We start from the raw sequence: 24,032 nt of genomic DNA on the forward strand, positions 1-24,032 counted from the left end.
GCGCATCCATGCGGCTGTTGATCGGTTCGGCGGTTGGCTATGCTTGATCGGCAACAGGTACGGGCGGGAGTCACAGCAGCTGCATGAAACCATCTCCGGTCAGCTCCTATTACCGCGCCACGGCTACGCCGTACAAGCCCTTCGCGCCATTGCAGGGCCGCGCGCATGCACGCGTGGCGATCATCGGCGGCGGCTATGCGGGATTGAACACGGCGCTGGGATTGGCCGAACGCGGCGTGCGCGATGTCGTGCTGCTGGAGCGTGAGCAGGTCGGCTTCGGTGCTTCCGGCCGCAACGGCGGTTTCGTCTTCGCCGGTTACTCGCTTGGCGAGCAGTCGCTGCTCGAGCAATTGGGCCCGGTGCGTGCGCAGGCGCTGTTCAAGCTCACCACCGAGGCAGTGCAGCGCATCCGCCAGCGCATCGCCGACTACGCGATTGCCTGCGATGCGGTCGATCAGGGCGTGATCTGGGCCAACTGGTTTCGCGATCCCGGCGTGCTACGCCAGCGCCAGCAGTTGCTGGCCGAGCAGTATGGTGTGCAGTGGCAATGGCTGCCGCAGGATGAGTTGCGTGGGCTCATCCGCAGCGAGCGTTATCACGATGGCCTGTACGAACGTGATGCATTGCATCTGCATCCGCTGAATTACGCGATCGGTCTTGCCGTGGCCGCAGCCGGGCAGGGCGTACGCATTCATGAAGACAGCGGCGTGCGCAGCTTGAGCCGCGAAGGCTTGCAATGGCGCCTGCGCACCGCCCAGGGTGAGTTGCTGGCCGATCAGGTCGTGCTGGCCTGTGGCGGTTATCTGGCCGGTCTGCAGCGATCGATCGATCGCGCGATCCTGCCGATCGCCACCTACGTGATGGTGACCGAACCGCTGCGTGATCGACTGGACGAATGCCTGCATACCCATGCCGCGATTTACGACAGTCGCTTTGCCTTCGATTACTACCGCGCGCTGCCGGATACGCGGTTGCTGTGGGGTGGACGCATCTCGATCCGCAATCGTTCGCCGAATGCGGTACAGCGGGTATTGACGAAGGACTTGCTGCGAGTGTTTCCGCAGCTGAAAGGGGTGAAGATCGACTATGCGTGGTCAGGCCTGATGAGCTATGCACGCCACCAGATGCCACAGATTGGCGGCAGTGGGGACGGGCTATGGTGGGGACAGGCATTCGGTGGACACGGCCTGGCGCCGACGTGCGCGGCCGGTGAACTGCTGGCGGCGGCAGTCGCCGAAGGTGATGATGGCTGGAAGCAGTTTGCCGACTACGGGTTGAGCCGTACGCATCGGCCGTTGGGCTATCTTGGCGCGCAGGCGAATTACTGGTGGCAACAAGGCCACGATTGGCTGAAGACGAGGCTGGAAGGATGAGTGAGCAGGTAGGTGAAATCAGCTGGGGCGATTTCGAGAAAGTGCTGGTCGTCGCCGGTACGGTGATCCGGGTGGAATCATTTCCGGAAGCGCGCAAGCCGGCGTGGAAGGTATGGGTGGATTTCGGTCCCTACGGCGAGAAGAAGACCAGCGCACAGATTGCCGCGCTGTACAGCGCCGAGCAGTTGCTCGGCCGGCAGGTCGTCGGCGTGATCAATTTCCCGGAGAAACAGATCGGCCCATTCCGCTCGCAATTCCTGCTGACCGGATTCCCGACCGATGATGGCGTGGTGCTCACGGCGATCGAGCGCGCGGTGCCGAACGGCACCCGGTTGGCCTGACATGCCGGATGCGCCCCGTTTGCGGCGTGCCCGTGTCGAGGATGCTGCGGAAATCGCACGACTGGCCGGCGAGCTTGGCTATCCGGCCGAGGCGCAGACCATGGTCGCCCGGCTCGCCGCATTGCTGCCGCAACCGCAACAGCATGTGATGGTTGCCCAAGCTGCCGACGGCACCTTGCTCGGCTGGATTGCCGTCGAGCGCCGGCTCACGCTGGAGTCCGGCGAACGCATCGAGATCGTCGGCCTGGTGGTGGATGCCGCAGCCAGGGGCGGCGGTATCGGGCATGTGCTGGTAAGCGATGCCGAACACTGGGCGCGCCAGCAGGGATTCGACGCCATTTCGGTGCGCTCCAATGTGACACGGCTTCAGTCGCATCCGTTCTACCAGCGCCTGGGCTATGTCCATCGAAAAACCCAGCACGCCTATACCAAGTCGCTTGATGCGGCGGGTTAGCGCTGCACATTCTCCGGAACCGATTGCCTACCAGAGATAGACCTGCAGCGATGGCTCCCTCGACTTGAGCGGAATCCGCTGCAGCAGCTCGCGCTGGTCGGGGTAATTCATCGCGCTGCGCTCCAGCAGGTTGTCGATCTGGGCGAGGTCATGCTGTGCCTCTTCGGGCGTGGGCGGCCGCATGTGCTGCAGATCCGGGAACAGTCCCACGCCGGCAAGCAGGCTGTACCAGGACATGGTCGGATAGCCCTGGCCGAAGACACCTTTTTTCAGTCCCGGGATGATCGGTTTGCTGGACAGCCAGGTCGTCAGCAAATGCTTGAGCGGGTTCGACAAGTGGGTGTTGGCTGCGTTGGCGCGCCAGTAGTCGGTGTCGGTGCGTGTGTTGGTCTTGTAGTGGGTGACGATGTAATCGCGGGTACCCTCGAACTGGACGTTGATCGTCTGGTTGAAGCTCGCTCGCGCCTCGGCACCGAGGTCGCCCTTTTCCAGCGCCGCGACGAACATGTACGCGGTCCTCTGGACGAACAGCAGGGTGGTGGCCTCCAGCGGCTCGATGAACCCCTGCGCCAGGCCTACCGCGAGGCAGTTGCGGTTCCAGCTTTCGGCGACACGGCCGACACGCATCTTCAGGTGGCGCGCAGGCACGTCGGCATCCAGCACGCCGAGATGCGCGCGCAGTTCCGTCTCGGCCTGCTCGGGTGAGCAATAGTCGGTGCTGTAGACGTAGCCGTTGCCGTAACGGTTGGTCAGCGGAATCTTCCAGGCCCAGCCGTTCTTGAGTGCGGTGGAGATGGTCTGCGACATGATCGGCCCGTCGATGGGCGTCGCCAGCGCAACCGCCGCATTGTTGAACAGGTTCTCCGCATAGGGCACGAACGGGGTCTTCAGTGCCTTGCCGATCAGCAGCGAGGCAAAGCCGGTGCAGTCGATGAAGAAGTCGGCATCCAGTGTCTCGCCGCCTTCGAGGCGCAGCGAACCGATATCCCCATTGTCCTTCAGGATCACCTCGTTCACGTGGCGCGCGATATGGCGCACGCCGCGCTCCTGCGCCTTCCTGAGCAGGAAGGCGCCAAGCAGGGTGGCGTCGAAGTGGTAGCCATGCCAGATGTCGAACGGGAAGCTGTGCGCCGGTTTGGGTGCCCGGCAGTCGCGTGCCAGCCGGCTGGCGATGAAGAATCGGTCAGGATGTGCGTGCACGTCGGCATGGTTCAGGCGCGAATGCACGTTGTTGATGAACTGCGTCATGGTCAGGTTGTCGAGCATCGACGCAAACGCGTGGAAGTAGCTCTCGAAACCGGGCCGTGTCGACCACTTGTCGAAGGTGATGCCGTTCTTGTAGGTCGCGTTGCAGGCGGGCATCCATTCGGCTTCCTCGATGTCGAGGTCCTCGAAGAAGCGGCGCAGGAACGGTGTCGAACCTTCGCCCACGCCGATCGTGGCGACCTGCGGCGACTCGATCACGGTGACCTCAAGCCTGGACCCATAGGCCGAGTTGGCCAGGGTCAGCGCCGTCATCCAGCCTGCGGTGCCCCCGCCGACCACGACGATCCGGCGCACCGGCGGATCGGTTTCGATCCGCGTGCCAGCGTGATGCGCAGCAACAGGCTCGTTGAATGGGGCGGCGGTGTCTGGCATGGCACAGGTCACTGGCTTGTCAAGGCGACGCCCAAGAGGAATCCATTTCGGGGTTGCGGTCAATAGCCGGTGCCGGTGCTCCGCGATCAGGTACTGGCTGCGATGAGCTGGCGTTTTCGTGGCCGGTGCGGCGATTCAGCGAGCGGTGCGATCCAGCCATACTTCCAGCCCCTGTGCATTCAGCTCGATGTCCATGTGCAGCAGTTGCTCCAGCGCCGCACGCCCCTGGGTCCAGCCGTGCGCATTGGCACGCGCGGCATACAACTCGGCGAGGCCATCGACCAGTCTGGCGTGTCTGTTTGGATCGGCGGCCGCCTCCAGCGCAAGCGCCACCATGGCGTCGATCTGCAGATGCAGGTCGTCTGCCAGTCGGGCGACGCCTTCGATGCGGCCGAAGTGGGTGAGATACATCGCATCAGGCTGCAAGGCGATCAGGCGATCGATCGAGTCGTGCAGCTCGTCCGGGTCGAATTGCACCGGTGAGGTGGTGGGCAGGATGAATGGCCCGTTCGTGGTATCGAATTCGCGATACGAGAGGCCAAAGACATCGCCGGTGAAGCACACCTTTGCGCGCGCGTCGAACACGGTGAGGTGATGCTTGGCGTGACCGGGCGTGTCGATACAGCGCAATGGCCGTCCCGCGAGATCGACCACGTGACCGTCGGCTGCCTGGACGACCCGTTCGGCCGGAACCGGTCGCAGACGCCCGTAGGTCTGCTCCATCACCGCGTCGCCATATACCGCACTGGCACCGGCCCACAACACCGACGGATCGATCATGTGCGGTGCGCCACGCGGGTGCACGACCAGCCGCGCGTTCGGCAATCGCGCGATCAGCTCGCCCGCGCCACCCGCATGATCCAGGTGCACGTGGGTGAGGATCAGCCAGTCCACTTCCGCAGCGGTGATCCCGGCGTCCGTCAGCGCGGCCAGCATGCGCGGCACGGAATGGTTGGTGCCGCAGTCGATGAAGGCACCACGGCCGCTCTCGACAATCAGATATGCAGCATCGAACCGTGGCCGCACGAAACCGGTGTCGATGGTGTGAATGCCGTGGGTAGCCATGCCTGTCTCGTGATGGGCCGATTCACCGAGGGTAGCAAGTCGTGCCGAGGACGGCACTTGCACCTTGGTCGAGCCGGATGGCATTCCGGCCCTAACCGGCCTTGCGAAACGTCAGGTTGATGCGGATTCCGCCGAGTGCTTCGTGATGCCCCGGCTTGAGCGGCATCACGCCGTGGTAGCTCAGCCGCGCCGGGCCACCCCAGACCACCACGTCGCCATGTGCCAGTGGCACACGGATCGGTCGATCCGCACGTTGCGCACCGCCGAACAGGAACACTGCCGGCATGCCCAGCGAAACCGACACGATCGGTTGCCCGAGATCGTGCTCGTCGCGATCCTGATGCAGGCTCAGCCGTGTACCCGGTTCGTAGCGGTTGATCAGGCAGGCATCCGGTACGAAGCCGGCAAAGCCGGCATGTGCGGCGGCGGCAGTGGCCAGCCGCAGGAATGCTTCCGGCAACCCGGGCCAGGGTTTGCCGCTGAGCGGATCGATCGGGTCGTAGCGATAGCCACGATGATCGCTGACCCAGCCCAGCAGCCCGGCATTGGTCATGCCCACCGACATGCGGAACCCGCCGGGCGTGACCAGATGCCGGAACGGTGCATGCGTGACCACCGTGTCGAGCGCCTGCAGCAGCGCGGCCTCATCCGCCAGCGCAAATCCGCGCAGCACCATCGCGCCATCGCATAGTGGCTCGTCCCGGCGTGCAGGGCTGGTCACGTTGCCGAACAGGTCCGCCGTGGTCATGTGGCGTCGTGAAAGATGATGCCGAGGGTATGCCGGTGACCGGCGCGCACGCGACTCACGCCATGGCGCAGGTTCACCCGATAGCTGCCACGTACACCCTGTACCGGACGGTGATGCACGGCGAAGATCACGGCGTCGCCCTGGCGCAGCGGCACGATTTCCGGCCGCGACTGCATGCGCGGACGCTGCTCGGTCAGCACGAACTCCCCGCCGCTGAAATCGCGCCCTGGCTCGGACAGCAGGATAGCCAGCTGCAACGGAAACACATGCTCGCCGTACAAGTCCTGATGCAGGCAGTTGTAGTCGCCCGCGCCGTACTGCAGCAGCAGCGGAGTGGGACGCGTCTGGCCGGCCTCATGGCAGCGCTCGATGAATTCGGCATGCGTGGCCGGGTACTGCACGGCGATGCCCATCGCCGCATTCCAGCGGTTCGCGACGGGTACCAGGCGCGGATAGATCGCGGTGCGCAGGCTGGCGACGAGTGCCGGCAACGGATAGCTGAAATATTTGTACTCGCCGCGCCCGAAACCGTGTCGCTCCATCACGACACGGCTTCGGAACGGCGACTCATCGGCATACAGGTCGGCGAAGGCCCGGCACTCCTGCGGCGACAGCAGCGATTCGAGCATCGCGCAGCCCTGCGCGTCCAGTTCGTCGGCGATGCGGGTCCAGTCGAGCACGTGCAGCCTCGCATGCGTGTCATCGGCTGCGGCGGCATTCGTGCCACGCAGCTGGGCATTCACCGCGAGGCCTCGCGTTCCAGCAAGGCGCGCTTGCGCTGCACGCCCCAGCGATAGCCGGACAGACCTCCATCGTTGCGCACTACACGATGGCAAGGGATGGCCACCGCCAGCGTATTCGCCGCGCAGGCCTGGGCGACTGCACGCACTGCCTTGGGCGAGCCGATGCGCTGGGCAATCTCGCTGTAACTTGCAGTGCTGCCGGCTGGAATCGCGCGCAGTGCCTGCCAGACGCGCTGCTGGAACACGGTGCCGCGCACGTCCAGCGGCAGGTCCAGACCGATCGCGGGGGCCTCGACGAAGCCGACCACCCGCGCCACCAGCTGTTCGAACGCACGGTCGCCACCCATCAGGTTCGCCTTCGGAAAGCGATCCTGCAGGTCGCGGGCCAGCGCATCCGGATCGTCGCCGAGCAGGATCGCGCAGACGCCGCGCTGGCTCTGCGCGACCAGGATCGCACCGAGCGAGCACTCGCCGATGGCGAAGCGGATGTCGTTGTCGATGCCACCGGCACGGTAGCTGGACGGTGTCATGCCGAGCACCTGGCTGGCAGTTTCGTAGAAACGACTGTTGGAGTTGTAGCCGGCGTCGTAGATCGCCGAGGTCACCGTATCGCTGCGGTCCAGTTCGTTGCGCACGCGATGGGCGCGATGTGCCGTGGCGTACTGCTTGGGTGTCACGCCGGTCACCGCCTTGAACACGCGATGGAAGTGGAACGGGCTCAGGCCGGCCTGTTTCGCCAGCTGCTCCAGCGCCGGTGCCGTCTCGGCACTTTCGATCCGGCGACAGGCTTCAGTGACCTTGGCTGCGTGCTGCTCGGACAGCGACGGTTGATCGGGTTTGCAGCGCTTGCATGGACGGAAGCCGGCGCGTTCGGCCTCGGCCGCCGTGGCATGGAACGCCACGTTTTCCGGCCGCGCCGGGCGGGCCGCACAGGAGGGGCGGCAATACACGCCGGTCGTCCTGACCGAATAGAAGAATGTGCCATCGGCACGCGCATCGCGGCTCTGCACGGCGGCCCAGCGTGGATCGTTGTGGATGGCGGTGGCCAGTTCGGCATTTTTCACGGAGGCTTTCATGGGTACTCCTTCCAGCGGTTTATCTCGTGCTGCCCAATCTACGCATCGCTGGCGCGGGAAACACTCCGACTCTTGCGCTCGAATTCGTGAATCCCGAAAACATGCGGCTCCGGTTCACCATTGCAGCACGAGCTTGCCGATATGCGCACTGCTTTCCATCAGGACGTGTGCACTCGCGGCTTCGGTGGCGGGAAACACCTGATGAATTATCGGGCGCAACTTGCCCGCTTCAAGCAGTGGCCAGACCTTTTCGTGCAGCTTGCGGGCCAGTGCGGCCTTGAACGCGATGGGGCGTACCCGCAGGGTCGATCCGGTCAGGGTTAGCCGCCGCCGCATGATCGCTCCTGCATCGATGGCGGCCTTGCCGCCGCCGAGCGTGGCGATGAAAACCAGCCGACCGCCGTCGGCCAGCGCGTCGATCTCGCGCGGGATGTAGTCCCCGGCGACCATATCGAGAATCACGTCCACACCGCGACCTGCGGTGGCCTGTTTCAACACCTCGACGAAATCCTGCTCGCGATAATTGATGGCGCGTTCTGCACCCAGCTTTTCGCATGCCGCGCATTTTTCCGCGTTGCCGGCGGTGGCGAACACACGATGGCCCAATGCGTGTGCCAGCTGGATCGCGGTGACGCCGATACCGCTGGAACCACCTTGTACCAGCAGGGTTTCATGTGCGCCGCGTTCGCCATGGCCGAGTTCCCCGCGATCGAACACGTTGCTCCACACGGTGAAGAAGTTCTCCGGCAGTGCGGCCGCCTCGACCAGTGAGAATCCGACGGGAACCGGCAGGCATTGCGCCAGCGGTGCAACCGCGTATTCGGCATAGCCGCCGCCGGTGAGCAGGGCGCATACGGCATCGCCGTGCTTGAGGCCGAACGGGTTGTCACCGACCAGATCGCCCTCGACCACGATGCCTGCCACCTCCAGCCCGGGCAGGTCCGACGCGCCCGGTGGCGGCGCGTAGTTGCCCTGGCGCTGGAACACGTCCGGCCGGTTGACCCCGGCGGCAGCCACCTTGATCAGCACCTCGCCCGGACCCGGCTGCGGAATCGGCCGCTGCGTCAATTGCAGTACGTCCGGGGCGCCGGGCCGGACGATCTCGATGGCTTGCATGGTGGACATGGTGCGGTTTCTTGCAGGAGACCCCATCACACTGGCGGCGATGGGTCACGACATCAAGAGCCGGCGCCCATGCCTGGCTGCGCTCAGGGCGGCAGCATCGGCTTGAAGCCCTCGACACGGTTCATGCATCCTCCGCGCCCTGGGGTGAAAGCAGGTCTTGCGGCAATGCGGCTTCAGCGTGTGTTGCTGCGCCCGTCCCTGGGCGCAGCAGGCCGGCGCCGAGCAGGGCGGCCAGTGCCGCGAACAGTGCGCCGACCAGGAAGGCAGACTGGTAGCCGCCAGCCAGCGCGGCCGGGTACCCCGCGCCCATGACCAGCAGGCGGTCGCTACGTGCGGCGGCCAGGCTGGCGAGCACGGCCAGGCCCAGCGCGCCACCCATCATGAAGGCGGTGTTGACGATGCCGGAAGCCAGCCCCGATTCGCTGGGTGCCACGTCGCTCATGGCTGCCAGCAGTACCGGGTTGAACGCGATGCCGGCACCGAGGCCGAGCAGCAGCATGCCGGGCAACACGTCCATCACGAAGTGGCCGTCCACCGGTGCCCGCGAGAACAGCGCCAGGCCTAGCGCCGCAAGCAGCAGACCCGCCGCCAGCGGCAGACGAATGCCGAAGCGCATCACCATCTTCGCCGACAGGCCGAGCGAGAACGCGGCCATGATCAGGTTCGCCGGCAGGAAGGCCAGCCCCACCTGCAGCGGGCTATAGCCCAGCACCAGCTGCAAGTACAGCGCGGACAGGAAGAACCAGGCGAACATCGCCGCCGCCCACAGCACGCCGACCACGTTGGCCACGGCGATATTGCGCAGCCGGAACAACCCCAGCGGGATCAGCGGCGCGCGCACTCGCGCCTCCACCACGAGAAAGATCGCCAGCAGCACCAACGCCACGCCGAGCAGGCCAAGCGTGCGCAGCGAGGTCCAGCCAGCCGCATTGCCGTTGACCACCGCGTACACGGCCAGCAGCAGCGCGGCGGTGATACTCATCGCGCCGGCCACGTCCAGATGCCGGTGGGCCATGGCGCCACGTACCTTCGGCAGCAATCGCTGCGAGAGCAGCAGCACCGCCACGCCGATCGGCAGGTTGATCAGGAACACCCAATGCCAGCTCATCGCGCTGGTCAGTGCGCCGCCGAGCAGCGCACCGAGACTACCGCCACCGGAGCAGACGAAACCGTACACGCCCATCGCCTTGGCGCGGTCGGCGGGTGCGGTGAAAAGGTTCATGATCAGCGACAGCGCCACTGCAGTAACCACGGCACCACCCAGCCCCTGCACGCCGCGCGCGGCCACCAGCAGGCCCTGCGTGTCGGACAGCCCGCAGGCCAGCGAAGCCAGGGTGAACAACGTGATGCCGAGCAGGAACAGCCGGCGATGACCGTACAGGTCGCCCAGCCGCCCACCCAGCAGCAGGAAACCGCCGAAGGTGAGCATGTAGGCATTCACCACCCATGCCAGATTGGCCTCGGAGAAGCCGAGGTCGGCACGGATCGACGGCAGCGCCACGTTCACCACCGTGGTGTCCAGCACGATCATCAGCACGCCCAGGCACAACAAGGTAAGCGCCAGCCAGCGGCCGTCGTGTGGCGTTGTTGTCGAGGCATCGGTGGGATATGTACTCAAGACGTTTCTCCGCAGCAGCTATCGGCGGTTCGGCCCGGCAGGTCGATGGACACCGTGTGTTCCTGCCCATCCTCGTAGCGGTCGTGCAGCCGGGTCCAGTCCATGCCCTTGCCATCCAGGTCCGGCATGCCGCCCCAGCCCTCGCCACGACCAAACGGTGTGAGGTCGAGATAGTTGTAGGTGGTGAGCAGCAGGTCCAGCCCACGGCCGTAGCTGGAATAGCTGTGGTAGACACGTGTGCCATCGCGCAGGAACACGCTGAGGCCGGGCTGCTCGCCTTCCAGATGATAATTGTGACCGCGTGCGATCAGCTCGGACTTGTCGCGATAGTTGTACTCGATCGGCGCCACCGCTTCGTCCTGCGTGACGTGGAAGTCGTGGTTGAAATCGCTGCCCCACGACGAATACCACGGCAGCTGCCAGCCCATGCGCTCCTTGAAGCGCTGCAGTTCTGCCAGCGGCGCGCGCGAGATCAGGGCCAAGGTGGTGCCGCGTGCATTCAGGTGCGCGAGATGACCGATGTTGTCCACCAGGTACGAGCAGCCGTGGCAACCCTCGCCGCGGTCGCGGTGAAACATGAAGTGGTACACGATCAGCTGGCGTCGCCCCTCGAACAAGCCAAGCAGGTTTGCCGCACCCTCGGGCGTGTCGAACACGTAGTCCTTGTCGATTGCGACCATTGGCAGCGCGCGCCGCTGCGCGTTCAGCGCATCACGTGCGCGGGTGGCTGTCTTCTCGGCTTCGAGCAATCGCCTGCGGGCGGCCAGCCAGGTTTCCCTCGACACGAGCGGGGGCAGGGTCGTCATCGTTCGTCTCCATGTTCGCAGCGGGGTTCATGGATATGACGAGCGGGATGCGACGAAATCGACACGCCGGCATCGATGCCGGAAATCGAGGAGCCTGGGTGCAGGCGGGAGGTGTCAGGCCGCGACGTCGACCAGCACCAGTTCGGCGTCTTCCAGCGCAGTCACCCGCAGCACGGCTTCGTCACGAATCGCCGCGCCATCGCGGGTATCGAGCCTTACGCCGTTGAGTTCGACCGCCCCCTTCGCCGGCACCAGATAACCGTAGCGATCAGGGGACATCGCATACTCCGTGGTTTCGCCAGCCTTGAGCGTGACGCCGAGGACGCGCGCGTCGGTGCGCAGGGGCAGGGCATCGGTGTCTTCCTCGAAGCCGCTGGCCAGCGCCACGAAGCGACCGGAACGGTCGCCCACCGGGAATGACCTTTCACCCCAGGATGGCGGCTGGCCCTGCTGATCCGGAATGATCCAGATCTGGAAGATGCGCGTGGTATCCGGTTCCAGGTTGAACTCGCTGTGGGTGATGCCGCTGCCCGCGCTCATCACCTGCACGTCGCCGGCGACGGTGCGACCCGCGTTGCCCAGGCTGTCGCGATGACTGATCGCGCCCTCGCGGACATAGGTGATGATCTCCATGTCCGAGTGCGGATGCGGCGGAAAGCCGCTCTGCGCGGCAATCGTGTCGTCGTTCCACACGCGCAGCGCACCCCAGCCCATGCGTTTCGAATCGCGATAGCCGGAGAAGGAGAAATGATGTTTCGCGTCGAGCCAGCCGTGGTTGGCTCCGCCCAGGCTGTTGAAAGGTCTGCGTTCGATCATGGTGAGGGTTCCCGCAACTGTGGCTGCAGCCGCCAAGATAGATCCGATGGGCGCGCAAACACAGGCAACAAGGATGGAACGGACTGTTGCCGAATTGTGCCATGCACCTATTTCGCCAAAACCGTCATCCCGCCGGGGCCAGCTTCGGATACTGCAACCGGGTTCACACTTTCAGGCCGCCGGGAATGCCAAGGTGGCGCCGAAGCCGTCCGGAATGGATGGTCACGACGTGTGCTTCAGCGGCACGTGGCGCTTGCGGAGACGGGCGTTGCGGTCGCATCGGCGAAAAAGGTTGCAGTGTGCGAGCAGTGGCAGTTGATGTGAGTGTGCAAGCGGCCGCATCGGCCCAATCTCCCGTTTTTTCGAGCGCCACCATCGACGCGATGCTGGCTGACCTGCCTACCGCACACCGGGCTCCACCCATCGGGCGTCGGGGTACCCAGTCGGGTCTCGGACAGTCCGGCAAGACGGCACGCCCGCCCCGGTTGCGGTTTGTCTATTTCTCTGCTGTTGACGACAACGAGCGGCATGCGACCTATCACCAGCACCTGGTCACCGCCGAAGTCCTGTTCGGGCGCGTACTGGCGGCCCGTGCTGCCGGGCTGCGCCCGATCGCGCCGGCACTCGATTATGCCGCCGAGGCACGCGCCTCGGTGCGGCCACCGCGCTCGCTCTTTCATGCGACCACGCTGGAATACCGCCGCTGGTATGACCGTGACGGATCGGCACGGCCGGAACCACTGACACGGGAAGCCCTCACGGCACAGCTGGTGGCCGATGGCCTGTCGATGGAGGATGCACGCCATCGCGCCGCCCATCGTTCCCATGCGCTGGCTGCAGTGGATCAGGCATGGCTGATCGACCGGCGCAAGACGCCGCTGGATCATCGCCCGCTCAACCAGGCGGAGTTCCATACCCTGGTCGACGCCATCGAAGGCGCGTACCAGGTACCGACCGGTGCTTCACCCGTGGAGCAGGCGAATGGCCGGATCGCACTGCGCGTTGCTGCCATGCTGGGTAGCCTGCTGGACGAATTCGCCGCGTCTCCTTTCAGGATCGCGGCCCTGAGCCAGGCCTTCAGCGAGATCCATCTTGCCCATCTGCGCCGCGGCATCGAGAGCTCGCGTCAGGCGGAATCCGACTCGGGTGTGCTGCTGGCCGGTCCCAAGGCCTGGTTCGCCGCGAAGGCGGCAAGAATGCGCGCCGAGCACCAGATCGGCCTTGCCATGTCGCCCGGTACCTTCCCGGCCATCCGGCTGTCTGCGTATCCGGTGGTTGCCGTCGTCGGCGGCAAGTTGCGTACGTTCGTGGACGGCTGGCGTCGCGGCCGCTCCCGCACCGCAGATGTTGCGCCGGCATTTGCCATACCGACATTTGCAGCCATCGGTTGAGCGGGACTCCATTGATCTGGCAATGAAGCGGGGCGTTGCCCCGGGTTCCGCTGCAAGGCGATGAAGCCCTGTCAGGTCGCAAGATTCCGCGCTTTTTCATGCCTGTTGCGGCCGCCGGAGACACTTGAGTACATTCGCTCCCTCGCCTCCGGGGGAAGCGTCTGTGCATCGCTTGTGGTTGACCGCTGCCATCAGCCTGTTTCTGGCTGCCTGCCATCATCATTCGGCCGACGGCAGGAACGCTGACCAGTCCTATGCGACGTTCTCGCCGGGCATTACCGAGGCGGATGTAGCCGAGCACGTGAAGGTGCTGGCCTCCGATGCGTTCGAGGGCCGCGCGCCCGGCAGCCTGGGCGAGCAGCGCACCACCGATTACCTGATCCGGCAGTTCCAGCGCATCGGCTTGCAACCTGGCAACCATGGCAGCTGGCTGCAGGCGGTGCCGTATGTGCAGGCCACGCTGCAGCATGCCACCCAGGCCAGGCTCGTCATCGACGGCAGCAAGGACAAATCCGTGCTGGCCTTCGGCAGCGACATGGTGGTCGGCTCGCCGGCGAACCTGCCGCATGCTGAAATCAAGGGTTCGCCGATCGTCTTCGTCGGCTACGGTGCCGATGTGCCCGATCGGCAATGGAACGATTACGCGGGCCTGGATCTCAAGGGCAAGACCGTCGTGATGCTGGTCAACGATCCGGGCTGGAGCAGCCAGGATCCGATGCTGTTCAAGGGCCGCGAACTGACCTGGTACGACCATTGGGCAAGCAAGTTCGAGGCGGCCGCGCGTCGTGGCGCCGCCGCTGCCTTCATCGTGCATGACACGGAGGCGGCGGGTTATCCGTGGAACGTGGTGCAGACCGGCTGGAGCGGTCCCCAGTTCAGTTTGCCGACCAGCGAGGACGCGACGCCACGATTGCCGGTCGCCGGCTGGCTGACCACCGCCGCGGCGAGAAAGCTGTTCGCCGATGCCGGTGCCGATTTCGATGCATTGAAGAAAAGTGCCGACACGCGCGGCTTCAAGGCCGTCGAGCTTGATGCAAAGGCCAGCATCGCGATCGACAGCGCGATCAGCCACGGCCAGTCGAACAACGTGATCGGCGAACTGCCAGGCACCACACGCCCCTACCAGGCGATCATCTATTCCGCCCATTGGGACCATCTGGGCCGGGATGGCGACCGGATCTACCACGGTGCCGTGGATAACGCCTCGGGCGTGGCCGGCCTGCTGAAGATCGCCGAGGCGTTCGCGCATCGCCGACCCAAGCCGGCACGCACGGTCCTGTTCCTGGCACTGACGATGGAGGAGTCGGGCCTGCTCGGTTCGCACTACTACGTCGATCATCCGCTGATTCCGCTGGACCTCACCCTGGCCGACATCGACATGGATGCGCTGACGGTCATCGGACCCAGCCACGACATCGCGGTGATCGGCTATGGCCAGTCGCAGCTGGACAACTACCTGGTCGAGGCGGCCCGGACCCAAGGACGCGCCGTGACGCCGGACCCGCCGCCGACGCAGGGTTTCTTCGCGCGATCCGGCCAGTTCAACTTCGCCAAGGCTGGCGTGCCGGTGCTGTATGCGCGCTCGGGCCTCGACCTGCTTGATGGTGGTGTAGCTGCAGGCCGCAAGGCCTACGACGACTACATTGCGCACCGTTACCACCAGCCCGGCGATGCCTTCGATCCGAACTGGGATCTGCGCGGCATGGTGCAGGATCTGCGGCTGCTCTACATGGTCGGCAGCAAGCTCGCCAAGATGGATACGCCGGTCCCGCAGTGGAATCCCGGCAGCGATTTCAGGCGCCCGAGCGTGGAAGCGAAGTGACCTTGCCGCTGGATTGCGGCGGCGGTGCACAGGGTTACCAGTCCGTGGGTCGATAATCCTTCAGGAACTGCCCCCACACGTGCTCGCCGGTGTTGATGCCGCCGATGATCGGGTCGACGATGCGTGCGGCGCCGTCGACGATGTCGAGTGGCGGATGGAAGCGTTCCTCCAGCACCTTCTTCGCGGCGAGCTCCGCTGGATCCTCATCGGTCACCCAGCCGGTGTCGACGCTGTTCATGTGGATGCCGTCGTTGTGGTAATCCGTCGCCGAGGTACGCGTCATCATGTTGAGCGCGGCCTTCGCCATGTTCGTGTGCGGATGCCGCGTGGTCTTGAAATTGCGGTAGAACTGCCCTTCCATCGCCGACACGTTGACGATGTGCTTGTCGCGCTCGGGCGTGCGCAGCATCAGCGGCTTCAGCCGCGCATTGATGATGAACGGCGCGATTGCGTTGACCAGCTGTACTTCCAGCAACTCCACCGATGGCACCTCGGCCATCAGCAGCCGCCATGAATTGCGCTGGCGCAGATCGATCTGCTGCAGGTCCTGGTCGAGGCGACCTTCGGGGAACAGGTGACTCTGCGCCAGCAATTCCTCCGGCAGCAGCGGTACCTGCGACAGTTCGGCGGCGCGGGTCAGGCCAGGCAGTTCCGATGCGCGGCCGGCCAGCAGGTTCGCCGACGCGCCTGCCTCGGGCAGGATGTTCGAGCCGCGCAGGCCCTCGTAGTGACCGACCAGCTTGCGTACATGCTCGGGCATGTCGTGCAGCGCGGCCGTCTCGCCGTCCATCATGTGCGCGTAGAAATCCGGCGGGCGACGCACGGTCTGGCAGGCGTTGTTGATGATGAAATCCAGTCGCGGGCGCGTGGCGACCAGTTCCTGGCAGAACGCCTCCACGCTCGGCGTATGGCGCAGGTCGAGTCCGTAGACCTGCAGGCGGTGGCCCCATTCGGCGAAGTCCGGTTCCTCGGCATAGCGTGCGGCCGAGTCGCGCGGGAAGCGCGTGGTGACGATCAGTTCCGCACCTGCACGCAGCAATTTCAGGCCTGCCTGATAACCGATCTTCACGCGGCCGCCGGTCAGCAGCGCGACACGTCCGCGCAGATCCACCAGTTCGGTGCGCTTGGCGTAGTTGAACGCAGCGCAGGCGGGGCACAGCTGATCGTAGAAGAAATGGATCGTCGAATACTTCTGCTTGCACACATAGCAGTGTTTCGGTTCGATCGATTCGCGCGGCTGCGCGGCGTCGGCCTCGGGATGGATGTCGTGCGGCTCGAAGCCGAGCGGCGCATGCACGTTCGGTGTGGTGAACACCGGCCGGCGGCGCAGCTCACGGATGCCGGTCTGGTTGAGCATCGCATCCTCGGCCTGGATCTTCGACGCATGCCGCGCCTTCTCGGCCGCCTTCAGCTTGATCCGGCGCGCGCCCGGATCGGGGTGATAGACCTGCGCCACCGCCTGGTGCAGGCGCTGGCGGTCATCCGCCGGCAGCCGGTCCAGCAGTTGCCGGTCGGCTGCGACCGATTCGAGCAGCTCCGCCGCGGCGCGCAGGCGCTCCAGCAGCATGGTGTCTGCGTCATCGGGCAATGGCGTGGTGGCCGTGGTGGTCAAGAGTGTCATCCGTAGTCGAGTAGGGCGGTGCGATGCGAGATGCCGACAGCAGGTCATCGCGCATGGCTAGCCGCGTATTTTGCCTGTTATGGCCATGCCGCGGGGAATCTTGCCGTGAAAGCGGGGCGTCGGCAGGGGGAACGGGTGGAGCCGCGAGGCGCTTCATGGATGCCCAGGACTACCTTTTTCGGTGCCCGCTCAACTCGTGCCCCGCGTCGTGCGCAAACCCGAAATGCCAGTACGTCGAACTCAGCGAAATCACGGTGACGATCACGAAGGCGAGCGAGAAATCGTGCAACTGCGGTTCGGCGTGCCGGCCCGCGGCCATGCTGAGCTTGAGGATCAGCGCGCCACTGCACACACCCACCGAAAGCATCAGCTGCTGCAGGGTGGTGTAGAAACCGTTGGCGGAACTCATGCGCGCCGCCGGCACGGCCTCGTACGCCACGGTGTTGTAGGCGGCAAACTGGAACGACATGAAGGCGCCGCAGCACATCAACAGGCCGAACATCACGGCAAACGGCCAGTCCGGCCGGAACAGCGCACAGACCGCATAGCCCAGGCTGGCCAAGATGCCGTTGAACAGCATGCCGCGGCGAAAGCCGACCCGGCGCAGGATGCGCGGCGTCACGCTGCGTGTCAGCACAGCACCCAGCGACGTAGCCAGGATCAGCTGGCCGCTGCGCACCGCAGACAGGCCGAAACCGATCTGGAACATCAGCGGCAGCAGAAGGGGCTGGGCGCCCTGGGTCACCCGCATCAGCGAGCCCGAGATCACCGACAGCCGGAACGAGTCGATCTTCAGCAGGGACAGATCCAGCAGCGGAGCCGCGCGATGCTTCGCATGCCACAGATAGCCCAGGCAGGCGGCGCTGCCCACGGCCAGCAAGGTCAATGCGTGGCCCAGGTCGCCGTTCTGCCCGATCTGCTCGAAGCCGAACAGCAGGCAACCCAGGCCGACCCCGCACAGCGCAAAGCCGTGCAGGTCGAAACGCGCCGGCTGCGCCGCCCGCGGGATTTCCGGAATGAACCGGCGCACCAGCCAGAAGCCGAGCAGGCCGATCGGCACGTTGATGTAGAAGATCCAGCGCCAGTCCAGGTAGGTGACGATGAAGCCGCCCAGCGGCGGCCCGATCATCGGGCCGAGGAAGGCCGGCACCAGGCTCCACGACATCGCCGAAACCAGGTTGCGCCGTTCCACCGTGCTGAGCAGGATCAAGCGCCCGATCGGCGCCATCATCGCGCCGCCCACGCCCTGCAGCAGGCGCGCGGCCACCAGCATCGGCAGGCTGTGGGTCAGCGAGCACAGGATCGAGCCGAGCACGAACACGCCGATCGCAGCGCCGTACACCCGCTTGCTGCCGTAGCGGTCGGCCACCGCGCCACTGACCGGGATAAGGATCGCCAGCGCCAGCAGGTAGATGGTCATCGCGATGCTCATCGCCGGCGCGGTGACATGGAAATCGCGTGCCATGGCAGGCAGCGCAGTCGCCAGCACGGTGGCGTCGAGCTGCTCCATGAAGATGGCGCAGGCCACGATCAGGGAGGTCACGCGGTAGTCGGGAAATGCCGGCTGGAGCGTGGCTGGCTGGGGGAGGGCCGCCACGTCCGCCTTTTCCTCGATGTTCGACAAGCTCACGCAGCAGTTTCCTGGAACAGGCGCTTCCCGCCGACACGGCACCAGCGAGTCGGAATACGGGCGCTTCAGGCAATGATGCACGGGATTGTGCATCGCAGCATGTGAATTATTCGCCTCTCGTCCGTGGACAGCAAGGGCAGGAGGTCACGCTTGCGCTGCTCCGCCGTTTGCGCTGTGCCGGCGAATGGTCGTGTTGCCGTTCGTAGCGACTGCAGGCAAGGTTGAGGTCATGTATACCGACATGACGTCTCATTCTCCCGCCCCTGACGTTGCCTTGCTGGAGATCGACCAGGCCAGCGTCATGCAGGGCGATCGGCTGGTGCTTGACGAGTTGAGCCTGCACATTGCCGCGCGCCAGCACACGGCCATCCTCGGACCCAACGGTTCGGGCAAGTCCACCCTGGTGAAGCTGATCGCGCGCCAGCTCTATCCACTGGCTCGCAGCGACGGCAGCGGCGCGGTGCACATCTTCGGTCGCGAACGCTGGCCGGTGTCGGAGCTGCGCCGCCTGCTCGGCATCGTGTCGCCGGCCGTGCAACTGGACTACACCAGCGACACGCCGGTGGAAGTCTTCGATGCCGTGGTGTCGGGATTCTTTGCCGCCCGTGGCGTGGCGCGAAACCATCACGTCACGGACGCCATGCGCGAACGCGCACGCGAGGCGCTGGCCCACGTCGATGCGACGCATCTGGTGGGCCGACCCATGGCCAGCCTGTCCACCGGCGAGGCGCGGCGCGTGCTGATTGCACGCGCACTGGTGCATCGTCCGCGCGCGCTGCTGCTGGACGAGCCTTGCGCGGGCCTGGACATGGCCAGTCGCCGCCACTTCCTGGAAAGCCTGCGCGAACTGGCGCGCACCGGCACCACGCTGCTGCTGGTCACCCACCACGTCGAGGAAATCCTGCCGGAGATCGACCACGTGGTGCTGCTGCGCGATGGCCGGATGCTGCGGCAGGGCAGCAAGGCCGATACCCTCACCGATGCCGCGTTGTCCGCCACCTTCGGCATGCCGGTGCAGGTCAGCCGGCATGGCGATTACTACGCGGCGACGCTGGGCTGAGTGCCGGCGCGGGCGCCTGCCGTGTTGTACCGGGCAGATGGCTTGCACGGTTGTCACGGGATCGATGCCTGATGCGTCCCATCATCAGTGCGGTGAAGACGAGGCAATGATGAGTACATCGCAAGCGATACCGCATGTGGTGATCCTCGGCGGCGGCTTCGGCGGCCTGTGGGCGACGCGTGCGCTGCGTTCGGCACCGGTGCGCGTCACCCTGGTGGATCGCACCAACCATCACCTGTTCCAGCCCTTGCTGTACCAGGTGGCCACCGCCGGGCTGTCCGGGCCGGATATCGCAGCACCGCTGCGCCATATCCTGCGCAAGCAGCGCAATGTCACCGTGCGCATGGACGAGGCGCGCGGCATCGATGTGCAGGCGCGGCGGGTGACGCTGGCCGGCGGCGTGCTGGACTACGACTACCTGCTGGTGGCGACCGGTTCGAGCCACGCCTATTTCGGCCATGACGAGTGGGAGCGCCACGCGCCCGGCATGAAGACCATGGACGATGCGCTGGCGATCCGCCGGCATATCCTCGACGCATTCGAGTCCGCCGAGCGCGAGCCTGATCCCGTGCGGCGCGCGGCATGGCTCAGCTTCGTGGTGATCGGCGCCGGCCCCACCGGCGTCGAACTGGCCGGCACGCTTGCGGAGATCGCGCATCACACCTTGCCCAGCGAGTTTCGCGTAGCCGACCCGCGCACGGCGCAGATCCATCTGGTCGAAGCCGGCGCACGCGTGCTGTCCTCGATGCCGCCGGCGCTGTCCGCAAAAGCGCAACGCCAGCTCGAACGCATGGGCGTGCATGTGCACCTGAACGCGGCGGTCACGGCGGTCAGCGACACCGGCGTGCAAATGGGCGACCAGCACATCGAGGCACGCACCTTGCTATGGGCCGCCGGTGTCGCCGCTTCGTCGCTGGGCACACAACTGGGTGCACCGTGTGATCGCGCCGGACGCGTGCTGGTCTCACCCGATCTGTCGCTTCCGCAGCATCCCGAAGTGTTCGTGATCGGCGACCTGGCGCACGTGGAGCAGGGCGGCAAGTCGGTGCCGGGTCTCGCGCCGGCCGCCAAGCAGATGGGTGCATACGCCGCGCGGGTAATCCGTGATCGTCTGGCTGGACGCACCACACCCGCTTTCCACTACAGCGACTACGGCACGCTCGCCAGCATCGGCCGCGGTGCCGCCGTGGTCGATCTACGCGGTATCCACCTGTCCGGCGTCATCGCCTGGTGGTTCTGGCTGATGACGCACATCCTGTTCCTGATCGGCTTCCGCAACCGGCTTGTGGTGATGCTCGATTGGGCTTGGTCGTACTGCACCTGGCAACGCAGTGCGCGCATCATCGTCGGCGGCGACAAGGATGAAGTCAGGCGGTAAGTGGCTCTGACCCGGCTATTGGGGTGCTCCAGCCGCGCGGAAGCGCCCCGGCATCATCATGATCTAGACGCTGGTCGCCGTGGCTGCTTCGTCGATCAGTGCAGCCACGTCGCGCGGCATGGAGGCCAAGGAGGCATGGCTGGCCTTGAGCGTAACGACTTTTCGGGCCTTGAGCCGGTCAGCCATCCACTGCTCGTTTTCCGGGGCGATCATCCGGTCCTCGCTGGAAATCTGGTACCAGCAAGGCTTGTGCTTCCAGGCCGGTTCGCTGATCTCGTTGCCGAACGTGCTGGCCAGTGGTGCCTTCTGGGTTACCGCCATGACCAGGCCTTCATCGGCGCTGAGATCCTGGCAAAAGCTTTCATGGAACTTGTCCTGCTTGACCCAGAGATAACCATCGTCATCCGGCGCGAGATTCGGAAAGGCCTGCGGAGGATGTTTCGCACTGATGGCACCGGGGCTTTCGCCGGCATCGGGCGCAAACGCGGCGATATAGACCAACCCGACCACATTGGGCTGATTGCCAGCCTCTGTGATCACCGCGCCACCGTAGGAGTGGCCAACCAGCAGCACCGGCCCCTTCCGCGCCGCAATCATCTTGCGCGTGCGCTCCGCATCGTCGGCCAGTGAAGTCAGCGGATTCTCGACCGCGTACAAGTCGCCATACCCCTTGCGGGTCAGCTCGACGATGACCTTGCTCCAGTGTGCCGCTCCGCCCCAGAAACCGTGAACGAGAATGATGGCTGGCTTGTTCGACATGGCATGACCCTCTGGTTGGACCACAAAGGCTCGTGGCTGATGGACGATGAAGCGGCATCAGCGTCCGGGCAGATCTGTCGCAGTGCCTGACAGGCACAGGCAGAACCGGAACCTTAGGCTCGGTGCGGTTTGATTGGCGTTAACGAGCGGCGCTGGGCATTGCATGCATCCGAAAGCGCACCGGTACTCGGTAGAGCCTGCTTGCGCCGCCACGTGCCCGCTGCGTTATGCTCGCAGGGACTTTCGGGGGAAAGGGATGCCCATGCCACGCTGGCTAATTGCCGCTGCCGTCATTTGCGTCGCCGCTACAGACTGTAGCGAGGCGCCGGGCGGGAACACGGTACAAACCGCGCGCCAGCCGCAACAGGCTGGCCCGACAAATCCAGTCATTACTGCCGGCCATATTGCCGGTGTCGAAGTCGCAGGTCTGACCGGCGATCAACACGCCATGCAGGCTCATATCGAAGCAATGCACAAGGACATGATGCGTTCCACGCATCTGGCCGACCCGTCGCGCCGCATCGATCACGAAGCCGCCCGTGCAGCCGTGCGCCCGTTGCCAGGCGTGCAATCCGCTGTGTGGATCGACAACGCCAACCTTCTGGTGATGGTGGGCGGTGGCCAGTACCGCAGCATGGCCACCATCGACAACGTCTGCCTCGCGCTGGAACCGCTGGGCGACACGTTGAGCGTGGTCGTCAACGTGCAGGACGTGATGGCAACGACGTCGGAAGGCGCGGATACGTTGTCGCGGAATTGCCAGCTCGGGGCAGGGGAGCGGGCGATGTTTCAGCAGAAGCGGCAGGTGGATGTGCTGGATCCGGAGGTGAGGCGAGTGTTTCGGGCGCAGCAGGCCCAAGGACTTCGCTAAGCTTTTCGAATCGCGCCTTTTTGCAATGGAAAAGTCACATACAGGGATCCAAATATGGGCAAGCTGACGATAAGCGTCTTTCTTCTGTCGCAGTCTATTTCAGAGCCAACAGAGGCTGTTGACGTCAGTGGAATGTCCTCCGTGTTAGCCATTCCGCTGGGCGATGGGTCTGATGGCGAGCTTTACTACGGGGTTAATTCCTCAAAGCCTCATTGGTTTGAAGAGCTTTCGACCTTGGCCAAAAGTCAGCAAGCACTCGATGTGCAATCAGCCACAGGTGTTCTAACTGCGAAGATAGGAAGTCGCTGTTTCTTAATTTCTTTTGGTCACGGCTGGCAAAAGATTGACCGTTCAAAGATTGTCCGTAACTTTGGTATAAGGTGCGTGTTGAATCTTAGTCCCGAAAACGCACTTCGTGGAATTCGACGCGATCGTATAGCCACGAAGACGATTCAGGCAATCGAACAAATTCCCGATAACGATGATATTAGTCGTTTTGGTATGGACGTATATAGAGATATTTTGCGTGGCGTACGTGCTCAGGTTGACGATAATCATGGATTCGGAGATTCTGTCTCTGGATCGGATAGCTTTAAAGCGACAGTTGATCTGTCAAAAGAAGGGCTGCATAGTTTTCTCGTAAAGTGTTTAAATGTATATGATCAAGACTCTTACACTAAAAGATTTAAATGGGTTGATAATATATTTCCTATAAAAGACGAAAAAATAATAAAGCGCTTGTACTCAAGTCTATTGAAAGGCCTGGTGCATAACCCATCGGGATATGTTCTTTGCATGCCGACTTTGGTAAATTGGGATGCTTACGATATTGTCTCCTTTGAGCGAAAAAAAAGAGGCGCCAGTCCAGTGGCGTACCAGTTCACAATCGACGCTGCGATGGAATTTCTTTTGTCGCGCAGCACTCCTCTGAAGATGTCAAATATTTATTGCGAGAAAGTCTATTTATATAATTCTGATGGACATAGTGCAGGATCTTGGGGTTTGTATGAATGCGTTCATGGGACGCTGACGTATCGCGACAAGCTATACATTATTCACGGCGGTGAGTGGTTTTGCTTAAATAAAGATTACGTAGATGAAATAGATGGGCGTGTCGCAGACATTGAAAATTCGACTTTAATTTTGCCTGGCGTAAAATTAAGGGAGATCGAAAAGGATTATAACGAAAGAGCTGCCTCAGGATCTGGTAGCGAGATCTTATGTCTGGATAGAAAATTAATTCCTCACGGACACGGCCGAAGTAAAATTGAAGTGTGTGATTTGTTAAGCAAAAATTGTGCGCTGATCTGCGTTAAGCCGTGGGGCGATAGCTCTGGGTCGTTGAGCCACTTATTTCAACAGGCGCTCGTGTCTGCAAAGCTCATTGTCAGAGATTTAGATTTTAGGAAAAAGGTTGCAGATGTTTTGGATGGCGACTTTCTTCTTTCATGGAATATGGCTTGTAATGAGAACGGCTATGAGGTGGCTCTTGTCGTTTTGCGAGGACCAACCAAGGATAAGTTACCATTCTTCGCCAAACTGGCATTTGTATCTTGTGCAGATGCGTTGCGAGAAATGAGGTTTAAGCCTACTTATTTAGCAATAAGAGAGGATCTAAGCTGAACTTAGGTGTCTGGTAACGCATGGTCCCAAAGATATAAGCACCTGCCAAAGCGCACCTTGATATTTGACCTGGT

General features: G+C 63.7%; 21 protein-coding genes. 9 read left to right on the forward strand and 12 right to left on the reverse strand.

Features of this window, described 5'->3' with window-relative positions; genetic code table 11:
• Nucleotides 1-83: 83 nt before the first annotated feature.
• The 3 genes from ACYVKM_RS08840 to ACYVKM_RS08850 are packed head-to-tail and all read left to right on the forward strand — an operon-like array spanning nucleotide 84 to nucleotide 2,168.
• Nucleotides 84-1,373 carry an NAD(P)/FAD-dependent oxidoreductase gene (locus ACYVKM_RS08840; RefSeq protein WP_460877228.1) on the forward strand — a complete coding sequence of 430 codons (1,290 nt, stop codon included), beginning with the start codon at nucleotides 84-86 and terminating at the stop codon, nucleotides 1,371-1,373.
• Nucleotides 1,370-1,714, forward strand: coding sequence for a tRNA-binding protein (locus ACYVKM_RS08845; protein WP_460877229.1), 345 nt, complete (start codon nucleotides 1,370-1,372; stop codon nucleotides 1,712-1,714). The genes ACYVKM_RS08840 and ACYVKM_RS08845 overlap by 4 nt, the downstream gene beginning before the upstream one ends.
• A 1-nt stretch (nucleotide 1,715) precedes the next feature.
• Complete coding sequence (locus ACYVKM_RS08850; RefSeq protein WP_460877230.1) at nucleotides 1,716-2,168, forward strand: GNAT family N-acetyltransferase; 453 nt, start codon at nucleotides 1,716-1,718, stop codon at nucleotides 2,166-2,168.
• A 27-nt stretch (nucleotides 2,169-2,195) separates the two neighbouring features.
• On the opposite strand, the gene ACYVKM_RS08855 is transcribed toward ACYVKM_RS08850, so the two are convergent.
• From ACYVKM_RS08855 to ACYVKM_RS08895, 9 genes are all read right to left on the reverse strand, one after another.
• The gene (locus ACYVKM_RS08855) at nucleotides 2,196-3,806 is read right to left on the reverse strand and encodes a tryptophan halogenase family protein (protein WP_460877231.1); all 1,611 of its coding nucleotides are present in this window, start codon (nucleotides 3,804-3,806) and stop codon (nucleotides 2,196-2,198) included.
• Nucleotides 3,807-3,941: 135 nt separating this feature from the next.
• Nucleotides 3,942-4,871, reverse strand: a complete 930-nt coding sequence (locus tag ACYVKM_RS08860; RefSeq protein ID WP_460877232.1) for an MBL fold metallo-hydrolase — start codon at nucleotides 4,869-4,871, stop codon at nucleotides 3,942-3,944.
• A gap of 91 nt (nucleotides 4,872-4,962) precedes the next feature.
• Nucleotides 4,963-5,619: a DNA oxidative demethylase AlkB gene (gene alkB / locus ACYVKM_RS08865; protein WP_460877233.1), complete on the reverse strand. Its 657-nt coding sequence runs from the start codon at nucleotides 5,617-5,619 to the stop codon at nucleotides 4,963-4,965.
• A complete protein-coding gene (locus tag ACYVKM_RS08870) occupies nucleotides 5,616-6,362 on the reverse strand; it encodes a 2OG-Fe(II) oxygenase (protein ID WP_460877234.1) in 747 nt (248 codons plus the stop codon). The genes alkB and ACYVKM_RS08870 overlap by 4 nt, the downstream gene beginning before the upstream one ends.
• Entirely contained in the window at nucleotides 6,359-7,438 is a 1,080-nt protein-coding gene (gene ada, locus ACYVKM_RS08875; RefSeq protein ID WP_460877235.1) for a bifunctional DNA-binding transcriptional regulator/O6-methylguanine-DNA methyltransferase Ada, read from the reverse strand. The genes ACYVKM_RS08870 and ada overlap by 4 nt, the downstream gene beginning before the upstream one ends.
• Nucleotides 7,439-7,552: 114 nt before the next feature.
• Nucleotides 7,553-8,554, reverse strand: coding sequence for an NAD(P)H-quinone oxidoreductase (locus ACYVKM_RS08880; RefSeq protein WP_460877808.1), 1,002 nt, complete (start codon nucleotides 8,552-8,554; stop codon nucleotides 7,553-7,555).
• Nucleotides 8,555-8,684: 130 nt separating this feature from the next.
• On the reverse strand, nucleotides 8,685-10,181 hold the full coding sequence (locus ACYVKM_RS08885; RefSeq protein WP_460877236.1) for a DHA2 family efflux MFS transporter permease subunit: 1,497 nt from the start codon (nucleotides 10,179-10,181) through the stop codon (nucleotides 8,685-8,687).
• Nucleotides 10,178-10,987, reverse strand: a complete 810-nt coding sequence (locus ACYVKM_RS08890) for a DUF899 domain-containing protein (protein ID WP_460877237.1) — start codon at nucleotides 10,985-10,987, stop codon at nucleotides 10,178-10,180. The genes ACYVKM_RS08885 and ACYVKM_RS08890 overlap by 4 nt, the downstream gene beginning before the upstream one ends.
• Nucleotides 10,988-11,101: 114 nt before the next feature.
• Nucleotides 11,102-11,803 (reverse strand): pirin family protein, encoded by a 702-nt coding sequence (locus ACYVKM_RS08895; RefSeq protein ID WP_460877238.1) that lies wholly within the window; start codon nucleotides 11,801-11,803, stop codon nucleotides 11,102-11,104.
• A gap of 320 nt (nucleotides 11,804-12,123) precedes the next feature.
• Here ACYVKM_RS08895 and ACYVKM_RS08900 point away from each other — a divergent pair, with 320 nt between their 5' ends.
• Both ACYVKM_RS08900 and ACYVKM_RS08905 read left to right on the forward strand, forming a co-directional pair.
• Nucleotides 12,124-13,194 (forward strand): hypothetical protein, encoded by a 1,071-nt coding sequence (locus ACYVKM_RS08900; protein ID WP_460877239.1) that lies wholly within the window; start codon nucleotides 12,124-12,126, stop codon nucleotides 13,192-13,194.
• A gap of 163 nt (nucleotides 13,195-13,357) precedes the next feature.
• The gene (locus tag ACYVKM_RS08905; protein WP_460877240.1) at nucleotides 13,358-15,016 is read left to right on the forward strand and encodes a M20/M25/M40 family metallo-hydrolase; all 1,659 of its coding nucleotides are present in this window, start codon (nucleotides 13,358-13,360) and stop codon (nucleotides 15,014-15,016) included.
• A gap of 34 nt (nucleotides 15,017-15,050) precedes the next feature.
• Here ACYVKM_RS08905 and ACYVKM_RS08910 read toward each other — a convergent pair whose 3' ends face one another.
• Together ACYVKM_RS08910 and ACYVKM_RS08915 are read right to left on the reverse strand one after the other, a co-directional pair.
• On the reverse strand, nucleotides 15,051-16,637 hold the full coding sequence (locus ACYVKM_RS08910; RefSeq protein WP_460877241.1) for an SDR family NAD(P)-dependent oxidoreductase: 1,587 nt from the start codon (nucleotides 16,635-16,637) through the stop codon (nucleotides 15,051-15,053).
• 169 nt (nucleotides 16,638-16,806) lie between these two features.
• Nucleotides 16,807-18,234, reverse strand: a complete 1,428-nt coding sequence (locus ACYVKM_RS08915; RefSeq protein WP_460877809.1) for an MDR family MFS transporter — start codon at nucleotides 18,232-18,234, stop codon at nucleotides 16,807-16,809.
• A 274-nt stretch (nucleotides 18,235-18,508) separates the two neighbouring features.
• On the opposite strand from ACYVKM_RS08915, the gene ACYVKM_RS08920 reads away from it, so the two are divergent.
• Together ACYVKM_RS08920 and ACYVKM_RS08925 are read left to right on the forward strand one after the other, a co-directional pair.
• Complete coding sequence (locus ACYVKM_RS08920) at nucleotides 18,509-19,327, forward strand: ABC transporter ATP-binding protein (protein WP_460877242.1); 819 nt, start codon at nucleotides 18,509-18,511, stop codon at nucleotides 19,325-19,327.
• 109 nt (nucleotides 19,328-19,436) lie between these two features.
• Complete coding sequence (locus ACYVKM_RS08925) at nucleotides 19,437-20,705, forward strand: NAD(P)/FAD-dependent oxidoreductase (RefSeq protein WP_460877243.1); 1,269 nt, start codon at nucleotides 19,437-19,439, stop codon at nucleotides 20,703-20,705.
• Nucleotides 20,706-20,768: 63 nt separating this feature from the next.
• Here the strand turns inward: ACYVKM_RS08925 and ACYVKM_RS08930 are convergent, their stop codons facing one another.
• A complete protein-coding gene (locus ACYVKM_RS08930) occupies nucleotides 20,769-21,464 on the reverse strand; it encodes an alpha/beta hydrolase (RefSeq protein ID WP_460877244.1) in 696 nt (231 codons plus the stop codon).
• Nucleotides 21,465-21,720: 256 nt separating this feature from the next.
• Here ACYVKM_RS08930 and ACYVKM_RS08935 point away from each other — a divergent pair, with 256 nt between their 5' ends.
• A complete protein-coding gene (locus tag ACYVKM_RS08935; RefSeq protein ID WP_460877245.1) occupies nucleotides 21,721-22,335 on the forward strand; it encodes a hypothetical protein in 615 nt (204 codons plus the stop codon).
• Nucleotides 22,336-22,389: 54 nt separating this feature from the next.
• Nucleotides 22,390-23,958, forward strand: a complete 1,569-nt coding sequence (locus ACYVKM_RS08940; protein ID WP_460877246.1) for a DUF6119 family protein — start codon at nucleotides 22,390-22,392, stop codon at nucleotides 23,956-23,958.
• The last annotated feature ends 74 nt before the right edge of the window (nucleotides 23,959-24,032 follow it).

It is taken from the genome of Rhodanobacter koreensis (assembly GCF_054782855.1).